This window comes from Natronosporangium hydrolyticum, from assembly GCF_016925615.1.
Taxonomy (GTDB): domain Bacteria; phylum Actinomycetota; class Actinomycetes; order Mycobacteriales; family Micromonosporaceae; genus Natronosporangium; species Natronosporangium hydrolyticum.
On the sequence record NZ_CP070499.1, the window covers coordinates 4,399,936 to 4,413,585 of the forward strand.

At 65.0% G+C, this 13,650-nt stretch carries 13 protein-coding genes and 1 pseudogene; 4 read left to right on the forward strand and 10 right to left on the reverse strand.

Annotated elements, in window-relative coordinates; translation table 11 throughout:
- Positions 1-580 precede the first annotated feature (580 nt).
- Positions 581-2,056 carry an IS66 family transposase gene (tnpC, locus tag JQS43_RS19725; protein WP_239675864.1) on the forward strand — a complete coding sequence of 492 codons (1,476 nt, stop codon included), beginning with the start codon at positions 581-583 and terminating at the stop codon, positions 2,054-2,056.
- A 91-nt stretch (positions 2,057-2,147) separates the two neighbouring features.
- Here the strand turns inward: tnpC and JQS43_RS19730 are convergent, their stop codons facing one another.
- The 3 genes from JQS43_RS19730 to JQS43_RS19740 form a co-directional block, all read right to left on the reverse strand.
- Complete coding sequence (locus tag JQS43_RS19730) at positions 2,148-2,456, reverse strand: hypothetical protein (protein WP_239675865.1); 309 nt, start codon at positions 2,454-2,456, stop codon at positions 2,148-2,150.
- Positions 2,457-3,459: 1,003 nt separating this feature from the next.
- On the reverse strand, positions 3,460-3,873 hold the full coding sequence (locus JQS43_RS19735) for a hypothetical protein (RefSeq protein ID WP_239675866.1): 414 nt from the start codon (positions 3,871-3,873) through the stop codon (positions 3,460-3,462).
- A gap of 499 nt (positions 3,874-4,372) precedes the next feature.
- On the reverse strand, positions 4,373-4,531 hold the full coding sequence (locus JQS43_RS19740; protein WP_239675867.1) for a hypothetical protein: 159 nt from the start codon (positions 4,529-4,531) through the stop codon (positions 4,373-4,375).
- Between the two features lie 116 nt (positions 4,532-4,647).
- Between JQS43_RS19740 and JQS43_RS19745 the strand changes: the two genes are divergently transcribed.
- Positions 4,648-5,901 carry an IS4 family transposase gene (locus JQS43_RS19745; RefSeq protein ID WP_239675868.1) on the forward strand — a complete coding sequence of 418 codons (1,254 nt, stop codon included), beginning with the start codon at positions 4,648-4,650 and terminating at the stop codon, positions 5,899-5,901.
- A gap of 238 nt (positions 5,902-6,139) precedes the next feature.
- On the opposite strand, the gene JQS43_RS26370 is transcribed toward JQS43_RS19745, so the two are convergent.
- Positions 6,140-6,631, reverse strand: a complete 492-nt coding sequence (locus tag JQS43_RS26370; RefSeq protein ID WP_420847601.1) for a helix-turn-helix domain-containing protein — start codon at positions 6,629-6,631, stop codon at positions 6,140-6,142.
- A 403-nt stretch (positions 6,632-7,034) separates the two neighbouring features.
- Here JQS43_RS26370 and JQS43_RS19755 point away from each other — a divergent pair, with 403 nt between their 5' ends.
- Entirely contained in the window at positions 7,035-8,441 is a 1,407-nt protein-coding gene (locus tag JQS43_RS19755; RefSeq protein WP_239675869.1) for an IS1380 family transposase, read from the forward strand.
- A gap of 136 nt (positions 8,442-8,577) precedes the next feature.
- Here the strand turns inward: JQS43_RS19755 and JQS43_RS19760 are convergent, their stop codons facing one another.
- Positions 8,578-8,886, reverse strand: a complete 309-nt coding sequence (locus JQS43_RS19760; RefSeq protein ID WP_239675870.1) for a hypothetical protein — start codon at positions 8,884-8,886, stop codon at positions 8,578-8,580.
- A 496-nt stretch (positions 8,887-9,382) separates the two neighbouring features.
- On the opposite strand from JQS43_RS19760, the pseudogene JQS43_RS19765 reads away from it, so the two are divergent.
- A pseudogene (locus JQS43_RS19765) lies at positions 9,383-9,751 on the forward strand (transposase family protein); the annotation flags it as partial.
- 202 nt (positions 9,752-9,953) lie between these two features.
- On the opposite strand, the gene JQS43_RS19770 reads toward JQS43_RS19765, so the two are convergent.
- The 5 genes from JQS43_RS19770 to JQS43_RS19785 all read right to left on the reverse strand — a co-directional run bounded on the left by JQS43_RS19770 (position 9,954) and on the right by JQS43_RS19785 (position 13,393).
- Positions 9,954-10,244, reverse strand: a complete 291-nt coding sequence (locus JQS43_RS19770) for a hypothetical protein (protein ID WP_239675871.1) — start codon at positions 10,242-10,244, stop codon at positions 9,954-9,956.
- A gap of 545 nt (positions 10,245-10,789) precedes the next feature.
- Positions 10,790-11,149, reverse strand: coding sequence for a hypothetical protein (locus tag JQS43_RS19775; protein ID WP_239675872.1), 360 nt, complete (start codon positions 11,147-11,149; stop codon positions 10,790-10,792).
- 58 nt (positions 11,150-11,207) lie between these two features.
- The gene (locus tag JQS43_RS26375) at positions 11,208-11,906 is read right to left on the reverse strand and encodes a DUF6308 family protein (protein WP_420847602.1); all 699 of its coding nucleotides are present in this window, start codon (positions 11,904-11,906) and stop codon (positions 11,208-11,210) included.
- Between the two features lie 43 nt (positions 11,907-11,949).
- Positions 11,950-12,723, reverse strand: a complete 774-nt coding sequence (locus tag JQS43_RS19780) for a M23 family metallopeptidase (RefSeq protein WP_239675873.1) — start codon at positions 12,721-12,723, stop codon at positions 11,950-11,952.
- Between the two features lie 316 nt (positions 12,724-13,039).
- Positions 13,040-13,393 carry a hypothetical protein gene (locus tag JQS43_RS19785; RefSeq protein WP_239675874.1) on the reverse strand — a complete coding sequence of 118 codons (354 nt, stop codon included), beginning with the start codon at positions 13,391-13,393 and terminating at the stop codon, positions 13,040-13,042.
- Positions 13,394-13,650: the final 257 nt, after the last annotated feature.

The following is a 13,650-nucleotide window of genomic DNA, read 5'->3' on the forward strand; positions in this document are numbered from 1 at the left end:
TGACTGGGCGGTCGCCACGTTGCCGGACACCGGCACCGCCGCTGACCGCACTGGTCGATTCGAGGCTCCCCTGACCCGTCTTATAGATCAGGCAGCGCTATACGATCAAAAACCCTACGCGGGTTGCCGAGTCCGGGAAGAGCCTTCGCTTGGGGCGTGCTGCTCGCCAGCAGCCAGGGCTTGCTCAAGAAGCCCACAGAGAATCGCCGTTGGGGGCGTCGATGATCCGAGCGGCACGAACGCTTCAACCACCAGCAACTGGTGCTTCTGAAAGAATGCACAGACCCTGACATCACCTCCTTTAACCTCAAAATCTCCCAGGCCCGCCTCACCAATCAGAAACCGCACGTGAATCCGAAGTCCGAACCCTCGCTCCTTACGAAGACCGTCGCGGACCCGCTCATAGGCCGGAAGCCACACGTCCGTGAAGTCGCCGTGGATGATCGCCCCTACGGATAAGTCTGACACTCTTTCCAGGTCGCCCAGATAGCTAATATCGTAAGCATTCAGCCGTGGCGCGGAGGGTAGCGGTGGTCGCGGGCTGAGTGAGCCCAGGGCTGTCGAGCGGGCTGTCTGTCTGGTGTGGTTCGATCTTGTGGTGGCCGAGCTGGAGGAGCTGTCTCGTGAGGACCTGATCGTGCTGGTCCGGGCACAGAGCGAGCGGATCGCTGGGCTGGAGGAAGCGAACAAGGAGCTGGCGGCGAAGCTGGCCCGGTTGGAGCACCTGCTGTCGCGGAACTCGGGTAACTCGTCCGTGCCGCCGTCGCGCGATGACGATCCGGGCCGCAGCGCGCCGAAGCCGAAGCGGTCCGGTGGTAGGGGTTCGAAGCCGCGGGGCAAGCAGCCGGGGGCGCCTGGGGCGAACCTGGCCTGGCGGCAGGACCCCGACGATCGGGTCGACCGGTTCCCGCAAGGCCGCTGCGAGTGCGGCACGGAGCTGGCCCAGGGTCGGGATCTGGGGATCGTCGACCAGTACCAGCAGCACGAGATCCCGCCGGTGGCGGTGAAGGTCACCCAGTATGACCAGCATGCGGTGGCCTGCGGCTGCGGGCAGGTGCACACCGCCGCCCGGCCCGAGGGTGCCCGCAGCGGGCCGGTCGGCTATGGGCCGAACCTGCAGGCGCTGGCGGTCTACCTGCTGGCGGTGCAGTTCCTGCCGGTCGGGCGGGTGCTCGGATTGCTGGAGTCGCTGACCGGCACCGCACCCTCGGCTGGGTTCGTGCACGGCATGCTGGCCCGCGCCGCCGGGCTGCTGGATGTGGTGGACAAGCGGATCCGGGCGCTGCTCACCCTGGCGCACGTCGTGGCCGCTGATGAGACCCCGCTGCGGGTCGGCCCGGCCGGGTCCAAGAAGTACCTGCTGGTGGCCTGCACCGAGCTGTACACCCACTACCTGCTCGGCGGGCGGGACCTGGACACCTTCAAAGCGTTGGCCATCGCCGACCTGGCCGCCGGGTCGGTGATCGTGCACGACCGTTACCAGAACTACGACGCCGCGCCGTACGCGCACCTGCTGCACCAGCTCTGTACCGCTCACCTCGTTCGTGATCTCGAGACGGCGGTCGAGCTGTACCCCGACGAGCACTGGCCGACCCAGATCCGCGACGCGCTACGCGGCCTGATCCACGAGGCGAACACCGCCCGCGCCGCCGGCGCCGACCAGATCGACCCCACGGTCAAAGACGAGCTGGTACGACGGTTCCGCCACGGGGTGCTGGTCGGGCTGAAGACCACCGCAAGCCACGGCGACCGGCCCGGCGAACGCAAGACCCGACTGCTGCTGGAAGAGCTCCACGACCGGCCCGACGACGTGCTGCGCTTCACCACCGACCTGCGCGTGCCGGCCACCTCGAACCAGGCCGAGCGGGACCTACGACCCTCCAAGATCCAGCAGAACATCTCCGGCCGACTCACCAGCGAAGACCGCACCCGCGACCGGTTCCAGATCCTCGGCTACCTGTCCACCGCGACCAAACACGGACTCAACCAGATAACCGTCCTACGCCAGGCAATCCTCGGCCGACCCTGGATGCCAGAGTTACCCGCAACCGTCTGAGGTCCACACCCCACACCAGCCGCCGGCAGCATCACCGGGCGGCCACCGCACGCTGCGCCTCAAGCGCACTGCGACCCACCCCCTCGGGCGATCACGTCGATGCGGCCGCCAGCGCGGCCTCGTTGATACGCCAGCTTTCGTACCGACCCTGCTCGTCGGGCAAGACCTCTAGCAAACCCGCCCGCTTCAGCCGCCCAGCGGCCTGCTCGATCACGTCTCGCGGCAGCGATGTCTTCTCCTCCAAACCAAACGGCGTGACATAAGAAGTCCCCGATGGCGGGTGCCCTAACTCGTCCCGCAGCCGCGCCCCTGACGTAGCGGCGGCGATCGCACCGAACACCAGCAACGCTTCCGGCTGCGCCAACGCGGCGATCATCACACGGGCGTCCTCGATGGCCATGCCCACACAGTAACCGTCACCACCGGGTCAGCAAGATCCACCACACGACGCCGGCTTCGACAGGGCGGCTGAATGTTTACCTAATATCCTGTGTGAACGGCGGCTTATGCCGAAAAGGGCGGAGGGCCGACCGGATAAGGAGCACGACGCCGACCAACGCTAATGGTAAGGGGAGTTGCGTCCGCCACCCTTCACTAGCGAATCCTTCAGCCAGTGCCACTTTGTCGGGGTCAGCGGGCTCTATGTAGGCAGTAACACGATCGCCTAAATCATACACGCTAACATCGCCAAACAATTTCCTGAGAGTCACCTCTCGCGCGACGCCGGAGTAAGTGTAACTGATCGTCACACTTTTAAAGCCTCTTTTACTGTTCACCTCGACAACTTCTGCAGCAAGGGCAACACCCATGGTTTGCCTGTCCCCTACCCTATTCACCATCACAAGGTGGGTCGCAACTCCCGCGCCGATCAAAGCCGCGCCCACCAAAAGGGGCAAGGCAACATGCTTCCAAAACCATCCGACCATGGGACACCTAGCTACGTTGATATTGGTGAAACTGTTTCATAGAATTTCGGACAATCTACCAGCCCTACCAAAAGAGCGGTAGTTGCCGATATCTAGTGCGGGCCTCGCGCCGCTGGCATCTCTCAGCTGACCGGTCGAAGAGTGCGGGCACCACGACCGTGAGCCAGACAACTGGTAGCGGCAGCCTACGACGGCCGATCTGCCGCAGCACCGATCCGACCGCCGGGCGGTCGGCGCCGGTCGCTTTCAAGATTGCGACCAGGTCGGCGTCGAACGCCGTCGCCCGGTCGGTCGAGCGAGGCCGGGCGACGGGACGCTCCGCAGCGTCGAGTACAGCGTCGAGTTGCGAGTCGCGGCCGCGCCAGGGCCGCCACGGCTGGACGTTGAGCAGCAGCCGTGCCGCGTCATCGGCGTCGATGCGCGCAGCGGCGGTCTCCCACAGGTCGTCCCACCACCCGACGGGTAAAGGATAAGAGCCTACTCTCGGTAGAGCCGCTTAAGCTTAAGACCACCGGGTTTGCCGCGATCGTGTGGCGCCACCATAAGAGATGGCTTATTGAAGAAAATAATCAGTGGCGCAAGAACAATTGTGACAAAGCAACCGGCGAAGAAAAGGATGAACAACGACCAGAGGAGCACCTCGGTGCCGCCGGAAGCAGTTTCGGGCGAACCGGATATGGCGAAACCCAACGTCGATACGGCGATGAGCGTGCACGTGACGGCAACAACCAATGGGGTCCGCATAAAGGACTCGCTGAGCCAGCGGCTTTGGAAGACTAGCCGAAATGTCTCGCGCTGTTGGAAGAACTTGTCAGACTGCCGCCAATACTGCCGAACCATGTACCACCCAGTCGCCGCCGCAACTGTAAAGAATATCGCCACCAGCCACATCAGCAGACACCCTCTCCGACTGTACTCAGCTTACCAACCCGCCGACCCAACCCCCAGCGTGTTAACTCCGCACCCCAGCCATCTATGAGCCCTCCGGCCACGGCCAACCCAGCTACCAAGAGCAGCACGCCCTGGCGCAGCTGGACCACACCTGAGCGACGCTGCGAGTACGCTACCAATTGCCGGCCCTCCATATCCCCCGGCTACGCTACCGATGGTCCGCCTCCGCTGATAGCCGCAGCCGTGCCGCGAGCAGCCACTCTAAATTCATCAATGTAGTCGAGCGTGAAGTCAGCGGCCGGCAGGAACCGCTTCCCAGTCTTTAGCCTCGGTGTTTCGTGGTGATCATCAAGTGTGGCCGTTCGGCGGTGTGTATACCTCCACCGGCAAGACCGCTAGTAGATGACACATGTAAGCCGTAGCGCCGGCCCAACGAACAGGAGAAACCCAAGGCAACCCACACCAACGGCAGGACCGCCGACACACCGTATACCCGAACCTATTCGCGGTAGATCCGCTTGAGTTCGAGTCCACCCGGTTTGCCGCGATCATGGGGCGCCACCAGGAAGGATGGCTTATTATACAACATGATCAGCGGAACGAAAACCAACAAAATCAGCACACCCACGAAGAATGCGATAAACGCCGGCCAGAGCAACGGAGCTATGATGCCAGCCCCGGACCCAGAGGCAATGCCGTTAAGGTAGGGGCGTTTTTCGAGGTCAGCGCGGTGGGGTGAGCGTTGCGCCGGCGGGTGGGTTACCGTTCCCGGTCATGGCGGTGCCGCAGGGGCAGGAAGATGAGCAGGTTTCGGGTGACCGGCTGACCGACCACATCGGGCTGGGTGTGCTGTCGGCGAGGTTCGGCCGGGACCTGATCGAGGAAGTCATCAACGACACCGGTGTACGGGAGAAACGCCGCCGGCTGCTTCCTGCTCATGTGATGATCCGCTACGCGATCGCCTTGGGCCTGTACTCAAACGAGTCCTATGAGGAAGTGATGCGGCGGCTGGTGGGGAACCTTCGTAAGCTCGGTTCGTGGGTCGATGACTGGCAGGTGCCCACCGCCTCGGCGATCTGCCAGGCCCGTAAACGGCTGGGTGCGGCACCGGTCAAGGAACTGTTCGACCGGGCAGCGGTGCCGATCGCCACCACTGGTACGAAGGGGGCGTGGCTGGCAAGGCGCCGGCTGATGGCTATCGACGGCACCAGCTTCGACGTGCCCGACAGCGACGCCAACGTGGAACATTTCGGGCGGATCGGGTCGGGTCCGAAGGCTTCGGCGTTCCCGAAACTGCAGGTGATGGCCCTGGCCGAGTGCGGCACCCGGGCGATCGTGGCCGCGGTGCCCGGCGCGGCCCGCGCCGGGGAACGAACCCTGGCCGCCGAACTGGTCGACAAGATCGAGCCGGACATGCTGGTCACCGCCGATGCCGGCTTGTACTCCTGGGAGTTGTTCAACAGCTTCGCCGATACGGGTGCTGACCTGCTCTGGCGCATCGGCGCGTCGGTGTCGATCGGGCACCTGCGGTGGCTGGCCGACGGCTCCTACCTGGCCCTGATCTACCGGCCCGGGCTGGACGCCGACCGGCGTGCCCGGCTGGCCGCGGCGGCCAAAACCGGCGCCGAGGTGCCTGCCGAACTGGCCCGCCTGGTGCGGGTGGTCGAGTACACCGTGCCCGACCGTAACCCCGGCGGTGAGCTGATCGCCGTGGTCACCACCATGCTGGATCCGCGGCAGGTCGACGCTGGCGAGCTGGCCGGCGCCTACCACCAGCGCTGGGAAGAGGAATCGGCTATCGACGAGGTCAAGACCGACCTGCGGGGCCGTGGCCAAGTGTTGCGGTCGAAGACCCCCGAGTTGGTCGAGCAGGAGCTGTGGGGCCTGCTGCTGGCACACTACGGCATCCGCGCCCTACTGGTCGACGCCGCCGACGAGGCTGGCTACGACCCCGACCGGACATCGTTCATACGTGGCCTTCGTGTGGTCCGCCGCCAGGTCACCGACCAGGCGGCTATTTCCCCCTGAACACCTCACCGAAGCGATCGCCGAGTCCACACAGGAAATCCTGCGGCATCTCAACCCACGACGGCGTCAACGTACCTGCCCCCGCGCGGTGAAACGCGCCCGCCACAACTCCTACCGCGTCAAGCGACCCACCGACAAGATCATCCGACATGCCGGACCACCCACACCCATCCTGGCCTGCCCAGACGCCCTACCTTAACGGCATTGCATCCGGACCGCCGCTACTGCACGGCCAAGGCTAGGGTTGACCCCCCGGCCCCCATTTGCTCCCCTGTTCAAGGGGCCCGGTTGCTGGGATCGATCCGTACCGCGGCTGTCGTGACCGCGACGCCCAGCTGGCAAGCCGCGACGATGTCGGCCAGCTGTGCGTTGTCAGGGCTTCGCTGAAGCCAGGCTCGGACACGATCGAGGGCCTCGACGACCTGGTGCGAAGCGGCGAACCCGCTGATGACCTGGTTGGCGACCCGGCGTAGCGCCTGGTGGAGGTCTGGGCGCCGTCGGCCAGCACGTTGGTGGCTTCGTCGCGGTAGCGGTAGGCGGTGGCGCGGGAGATGCCGAATCCGGCGGCCAGCAGGGTGAGGTCCTCGCGTTTGCGGTACCAGACCAGTACCAGAAGGGCCTGTTTGAAGCAGGTCAGCGCTCGGGTGCGTCGTCGGGTGCCGCGGGTGCGTCGTTCGGCGGTCAGGAGTCGGGCCAGGTGGTGGACGAGTTCACGGGGTACGTCGAGCATTGGCAGGATAGGCGATCACGTGGGATCCTTCGCGGTAGGTGATCTTGTGGTGAGAACTTCCTACCTGAAGGGCTCCACGCCTGCGTGCGGGGGTCCGAACTGGATCAGGCGTGAGCCAAGATGAGCTGCCCGACGATTCTTGCTGAGATCACCTCACTGCTCAGCCGGTTCTGACGCCGAGATGCATCTTTCTCAGATAGCCGCTCTTTCCAATCAAATTGGATATCGGGCCAATCGACTACGCTCGCAGCACCTGCTCCGCTTGAGGGTCATAGATCGTTAACCTTGGCCGTGCAGTAGCGGCGGTCCGGATGGTGGATCAAGAAAGAGGAAGTGCCTTCTGATCTGGGATGATCTGACTTGCTGAAGGTCGATCTGTCCCGTCACGGAAGGCACTTGCCAGGTGAAGGCTACCGGAACCCGCCCGAAGATCATCGCCACCACGGACGGGAAGGGCGTGGTCGGACATGCCGGTGCTCGGCTGCTGGCCGACCTGGCGGAGGTGACAGGGCTGTGTGGCCAGTTCAGCCACGCGTTGGCGGGGCTGCGCCAGCGCGATAGTGGCCATGATCCCGGCCGGGTGGCCGTCGATGTGGCGGTGATGATCGCCGACGGCGGTGAGGCGATCGCCGATCTGGCGGTGTTGCGTGGCCAGCCGGAGCTGTTCGGGTCGGTGGCCTCGGATGCGACCGCGTGGCGGGTGCTTTCCGGCGCCGCCGGCAGTGGGCTGGGCGGGCTGCGGGCGGCGCGCGCGGCCGCGCGGGAGGTGGCGTGGGCGCAACGATACGAGACCCGGGGCGGATTGCCGAGTTCGATGGCAGGCGACCGGCCGGTGGCCGGTTTGGTCCTCGACATCGACGCGTCGATTGTGGTGGCCCACTCGGAGAAGGAACAGGCCGGCAAGACCTGGAAGAGAACCTTCGGGTTCCATCCTCTGTTCTGCTTCCTTGATAACACCACCGAAGCGCTGTCCGGGCTGCTGCGCACCGGCAGCGCCGGATCGAACACCACCGCCGACCACATCACCGTGCTGGACCAGGCCCTGGCCCAAATCCCCGACCCGCACCGGTACGGCACGCCGATCCTGATCCGCGCCGATACCGCCGGTGGCACCTACGGGTTCCTGGCGCATGTCCGCAGCCTGCGCCAGCAGGGGATGGACACGTGCTTCTCAGTCGGGGTGCCGATCACCGAACCGATCCGGGCCGCGATCAGCACCGCCGGAAAGGACATGTGGCAACCAGCGCTGGACGCCGACGGCGGGGTCCGCGACGGCGCGCAGATCGCCGAGATCACGCATCTGGTCGATCCACAGCTGCTGGCCAACTACCCGCCCGGAACCAGGATGCTGGTACGGCGGGAACGGCCCCACCCCGGAGCACAGCTGGACCTGTTCGACACCATCAACGAGATGCGCCACCAGGTGTTCGCCACCGACACCGCCACCGGTTCGCTGCAGTACCTGGAGGTGCGCCACCGCGCCCATGCCCGCGTCGAGGACCGGATCCGCTGCGGGAAGAACACCGGCTTTGGCCGGTTCCCCTCCCGCCAGTTCGCTATCAACACCGTCTGGCTGGAACTCGCCCTGACCGGCATCGACCTGCTCGCCTGGCTCCAACTACTGCTCCTGGACGGCGAACTCGCCAAGGCTGAGCCGAAGAAGCTGCGCTACCGACTGCTGCACACCGCGGCCCGGATCACCCGCGGCGCCAGGCAGGTCCGGCTACGCATCGCCGCCTCCTGGCCGTGGGCAGCCGAGCTGGCCGCCGCGTTCACCCGGCTGGCCGCACTTCCCAGACCGGTCACCTGAACCCCTGGCCGCTGCTATCCACCCTCGACCCACTGACAGGGACGCGACCGGCGCCGGCCGGTCCCCTCGTGCTGCCCACCAGCGAAAGACAGCGACACCCATCAACAAACCCGCTCGGACAACCAAGATCACAACGCTAGTGAAAGACCGAGGCTAACCCATAATCACGAGCGAGCTTAACGATCTCCGATAGCTCTCCAATCAAACTTACCGGAACGGTAATAAGGACGTATCTGTCAAGATTGAGATGCTCACCCGTGTCAAGGTCATATTCCAATGGCTCAATAAAATCATTGAAGCTAACCCACCGACCGAGCAGCTCCGATCTGAACCGGAGCACGTTCTCGCTGGCTGCGAGACGGCTGTCGTCAGCATCGCACGCATCGTTGTAGATTTCCTCCGCCGCACCCGCACCCGAGGCCCAGAAGCACAGGTCGAAGCTCATCATCCTCACCAAGTCAACAGCCCAGCGGACAGCTCTGGCTCATCCGAACAACAGTAGCGCCCCAGCCCAGATGCTGGCTAATCCAGTTGTCTTCCGTCGCTGGACGATAGTATATCGAGATCGGTTCGCCTTCACCTCAAACAGGTTATAGCCTCCATTGCCGTCTGAAACCGCGTAGTCGACAACGCGCTTACCATATGGCGTGTGCACCTCGAACTGGCGGTGGATCTGGCTCGTTGGATACTGCCGCGCCAGGACTTCACCGAACCGCGTACCGGCCGATGCGCCAATTAGGTTTGAGCCGCTACAGTTCGCGGGTGTCTGGTGCGTTGCCGGCGTTGGCGGGTGTTCCCCGTAATAGTGAGCCGTTTTCAACCTGTGTGAGCAGGTCAGCGGGGTAGTCGACGAGGGGCAAGGGGGCGGCTGCGAGGTAGGGAGGGGCTCCCGATAGGACAGCAGTCGACCAAACGATGCCCCGCACAGGAGCCCCTCTGACATGCTGTCTTACCCCTCGACGGTCGCGTTGTCCACCCGCACCCTCAACCACCTGGCCGACCTCATTCGCGCCCGCCGCAGCATCCTGCGCACCCGGTGGCGACGCCTCGACCCCGGCCAACAAGCGCTGCTGGTCCTGGCACATCTACGCAACGGCGACACCTACACCCGACTGGCCGCGGGCTTCGCCATCGGCATCACCACCGCCTGGCGCTACATCCAGGAAGCGATCGACCTGCTCGCAGCCAAGGCCGCAGACCAGGCCACCGCGATGAAACGCATCGGCAGGCTGGCCTACGCGATCCTCGATGGCACCCTGATCCCGATCGACCGGGTAGCCGAAGACCGACCCTACTTCTCGGGCAAGCACGTTTGGATGGCCGCCAGGTTGGCGCGGATCCGAGCCAGTTCCCCAGAGGGAGCCAGGTCGACCTGAGAGTCCGGACGGAACCGCGGCGCCGGCGGCGGGACGGATGCCGGTGGGGCGGGAGACGGCGAGCTGCTCGCAGGTATCGTCTGCCAGCCCTCGGCCAGGGCCTCGAACAGATCCGGCTGCTCAGCTACACCAGGAGCTACGCCGCGGGATCTCCCTCGACCTGTTGTGCGTCCTCCGGCTGCGGCAGCAGCTCGCGCATCACCTCGGTCTCCGCCTCGACGCGCGCCATCTGCAGCCGACCGAGCTTGCCGAGGTAACCCTCGCCGGGCTGATCCGGACCGGCGATCTGGCGGCTCAGCTCGTCGATCTGCTCCGCCATCGCCTCGCCCATCTCGCCGAAGAACGCCACCGGGTCCTCGATCTGCCCGTACTGGCGGGGCAGGTTCTTCTGCCAATACCGCTTCGCCTGGCTGCCGTACTGATTCAAGATCCGCCTCCCCTACCGACCCATCTGGTGGTCCCCATAGGAACTCCAGCTCCGGCTGATCTCCAAGCCGCCGCGATCCCCTAGCCAAGGTAACCCCAGGTGCTGGCACCAGCGTCGGAGACCCATCGCTCGTTCGGCATAGCGCTGCTCCCACCGCTGTGCAACGCCGGGATAGCCGTTGCCTCCGGTATGCCCTTGACAAAGACGTAAGCCCGGTCTTCCCGAAGCGCTCGCATCGGAGACCCATCGCTCGTTCGGCATAGCGCTGCTCCCACCGCTGTGCAACGCCGGGATAGCCGTTGCCTCCGGTATGCCCTTGACAAAGACGTAAGCCCGGTCTTCCCGAAGCGCTCGCATGGTCAAGAGCTATCGCGCCCGCGTTATCTACAGCGCTACTGCTTTCGCTGGAGCACTTGAGAGCCTGGAGCAACCGGCGCGGGCCGTGGTCGCCACTCGCTGGGCATGCACTAGGCCGAAGTTGTCGGTTGTAGGCCGGGCACAAAGATCAACGCACCGGCAGGAAAAGACCCTGACCCGCGACCGCCTCAGGTCATTCGACCAGTCTCGAAGAGGTAATCAACATACTTTTCATGTAGAGAACCGCCGAGAGAAGCACCCTCATTGTCTACCAAATCAAGTTGTCCCACTTCGGCACTTTCAGCTCCCCCGTCAAGTGACACCAGCGCAGAGTGCAATGCTGAATGGACTAGTTCCCGAACCACCTTTGCCAGCGCCTCAAAATGCTCAGGTTCCGACAAGGCGCCACGAAGCACGTTGACGACTTGGTGGTTCTCGACCCAGGTGGGCACTTCGGGGCTAGTGACTATTTCTATTGCCGCGTTCTCGGCCTGCTCCTCTGACTTGGCAAGATCCTCAAAGAACGCGCACAACAGTCGCTCATTCACATCGACATCCTAATGACCGAAAATTATCTAATCCCCGTACTTCTGATATAAACTTTATCTACCGAACGTCACTAACGCCCAAGGAAGGCCGTGGGATAGTTCCCCCGATCCATATTAGAATGTCGGCGACCCGGGACAATGGCATCGGTGCGCTGCGTATCGGGTACTTCTCTGCGACCTCGCTTAACCAGCCTTGGTTCAACCGGAGATCACTACTCATCCTACGCCGTACACCTTCCGGCGACTGCGTCCGATAGAAACTCCGCACTCGACTATCGATTAGAGGTACATTACGTGCGAGTCGGTGCAGAACCTTCGATACCGTAACTGGGGTCCATATACGTTTGCGCCCGACGACAGGCCTTAACGCTTTCGCTGCGGCGTTGGCGCGCCCGAGGGCCGGCATGTCGAGCTGGCTATCGCTACAGTCTTCAAGAGCAGGAAGCTGTCGTGCCTCCTCAAGAGCAGTGTCGAGCCTGACCCGAAAGTCGGTATAGGGGTCTGCCCCTTCCACAAATAGCGGCGTGACGGCGTCCCAGCCCAACCGCAGACTCAAGAGGTTCGCCATGAAGATATCGGACGGCTGCAGCGGGCCGTGGTGGGTAGGTGCCAAATCGTAGGTGGCGAAAGCGTAGCGCCGTGCGGGATCGGTGTACTGGTCGATATAGGTCCGCGCGGACTCGCGAAACTCGCTTACTGACCGAGGCTCCCTAAATCCCATCGGGGAAGCATGGCACAGAACACAAGGGAGGAGCATCGACCTTGCGTACAACTGGAGGGAGTCCGAGCGGCCAACCGCGCTACGGGTTCAAGCCGGCCGCCTGCAGGAACTGGATGGGGTCGATCGCGGTGTCGTTCGTGGCGGGTGGAGCGCCCTGATGGATCTCGAAGTGCAAGTGCGGCCCGGTTGAGTTGCCAGTGGAGCCGACCCAGCCGATGACCTGCCCGGCGACGACCGGCTCGCCGGCCGCCACGTTGAGGGCCACCGCGTGGCAGTAGCGGGTGACAATCCCGCCGCCGTGGTTGATGTTGACGCGCAGGCCGCAGCCCGGCATGTCGATGCTGCCGGGGATGTCGCAGCGTGGGCTGGTGCAGCCGGCGTCGAGCACCACCCCGCCCGCAGCCGCATAGATCGGGGTGCCGGTGGGCGCGGCGAAGTCGACACCGGCGTGGAGGCGGCCCCAGCGCATCCCGAAGCCGGAGGTCAGCTCGTAGCTTCCAGCCGGTAGCGGCAGCGTCCACTCACCGGCCGGCACCACCGCAGTCAGGCTGTACGTGGGCACCCGGGCCCGCACCTGCCCCGGATATTCGCTGGCCAGCCCGCCGGCCGGGACCCCGCCGGCGGCCAGCACGCAGGCCCGGCCGCAGAAGTAGGCGGCCAGCGCCAGATCAACTGGGTCACCTTGGAGCGCTCCGGCGGCCAACTGCCGCTGGGCCCAGTCGACCAGGTCGCACATGAGCCGACCCTGGGCCCAGATCGCGTCCTCGGGGTCGAACGGACTGTTGATTCCGTTGCCGTTGGCGTCCTCGCCCCATTCGGCCCAGGTGCCGGCCTGGAACTGGGCGATGCCCATCGCGTCGCCGCCGCGCTCGGGCGGGTTGTGCGCGACCGATCGGCGTTCCAGTTGCTTTCCTGCTCGATCTGGGCGGCGATCAACGGTGGGGTGATCTGGGGGCAGATCGACCCGGCGCGGATCACCCAGCTGGCGAGGTGGCGGGCGTGCTCCGGGATGACTTCGACGTTGAGGACGGTGGACTGTCCGGCGAGTCCGGCGGTCACTCCGACCGTCCCGGCCACCCCACCGACCAAGATCAGGACGGTGCCGCTGACCAACGCGAGCGCGACCATCACCAGCGAGGTGAGTGTCGAAGCGTGCGAGGGTTGCTGGCTCATGGCCGTGGTTCCCGTTCGTACGCGGCCACTCGCCACTGGTCGCCGACCTGCTGCAGGGTGCAGTAGACGATCCACCGCGGCTCCTCGGCGTCACCGCCGCTGCGGAGCACCACCGCGCGGTGGGAGTGTCCGTCGCGGTCGGGCGGGAGGTGTCCGGCGTACGGGCCGGTGTCGACGGCGGCACCGCCGGGGTGGCCGTCTTCCGATCCGGCCGGGTGCCGCCCCGGGTCGGCGGCTAGCTCGAGGGCCAGGTCGTCGGTGGCGTACGCGGCGGGCTGCAGGTTGCCGCCCGCCGGTGCGGTGTGCAGGGCTATGGCGAACGCCTCGCACATGGCGTCGGGCTCGGTCATGTCCACCGCCGGATCCGGCGACGGAAGAGCGGCCGGAGCGCTCACCGCCGGTCGACCCGCTAGTTCACCGTCGTGGGGTGGCTGCGGGCTCGAGCAGCGCACTGACAAGGCGGTGAGAAGCAGGGCCGTGGTCACGACCGCCGCAGGCGGGATGGCGCGGGTCAGGCGGGACATGCGACCACGCTGACCAGGCACGGCAGCCGGTAGCGCTACGGGTAGCGCAGTAGCGCCACCGGCGCTTCTTCGACTAACGACGG

What these genes read in the sequence shown, in the direction of transcription:
- JQS43_RS19730 (WP_239675865.1), bottom strand. Translation starts at nt 2,456, where the DNA reads ATGGCCATCGAGGACGCCCGTGTGATGATCGCCGCGTTGGCGCAGCCG.
- JQS43_RS19735 (WP_239675866.1), bottom strand. Translation starts at nt 3,873, where the DNA reads ATGTGGCTGGTGGCGATATTCTTTACAGTTGCGGCGGCGACTGGGTGG.
- JQS43_RS19745 (WP_239675868.1), top strand. Translation starts at nt 4,648, where the DNA reads ATGGCGGTGCCGCAGGGGCAGGAAGATGAGCAGGTTTCGGGTGACCGG.
- JQS43_RS26370 (WP_420847601.1), bottom strand. Translation starts at nt 6,631, where the DNA reads ATGCTCGACGTACCCCGTGAACTCGTCCACCACCTGGCCCGACTCCTG.
- JQS43_RS19760 (WP_239675870.1), bottom strand. Translation starts at nt 8,886, where the DNA reads ATGAGCTTCGACCTGTGCTTCTGGGCCTCGGGTGCGGGTGCGGCGGAG.
- JQS43_RS26375 (WP_420847602.1), bottom strand. Translation starts at nt 11,906, where the DNA reads ATGCTCCTCCCTTGTGTTCTGTGCCATGCTTCCCCGATGGGATTTAGG.
- JQS43_RS19780 (WP_239675873.1), bottom strand. Translation starts at nt 12,723, where the DNA reads ATGGGCATCGCCCAGTTCCAGGCCGGCACCTGGGCCGAATGGGGCGAG.
- JQS43_RS19785 (WP_239675874.1), bottom strand. Translation starts at nt 13,393, where the DNA reads ATGACCGAGCCCGACGCCATGTGCGAGGCGTTCGCCATAGCCCTGCAC.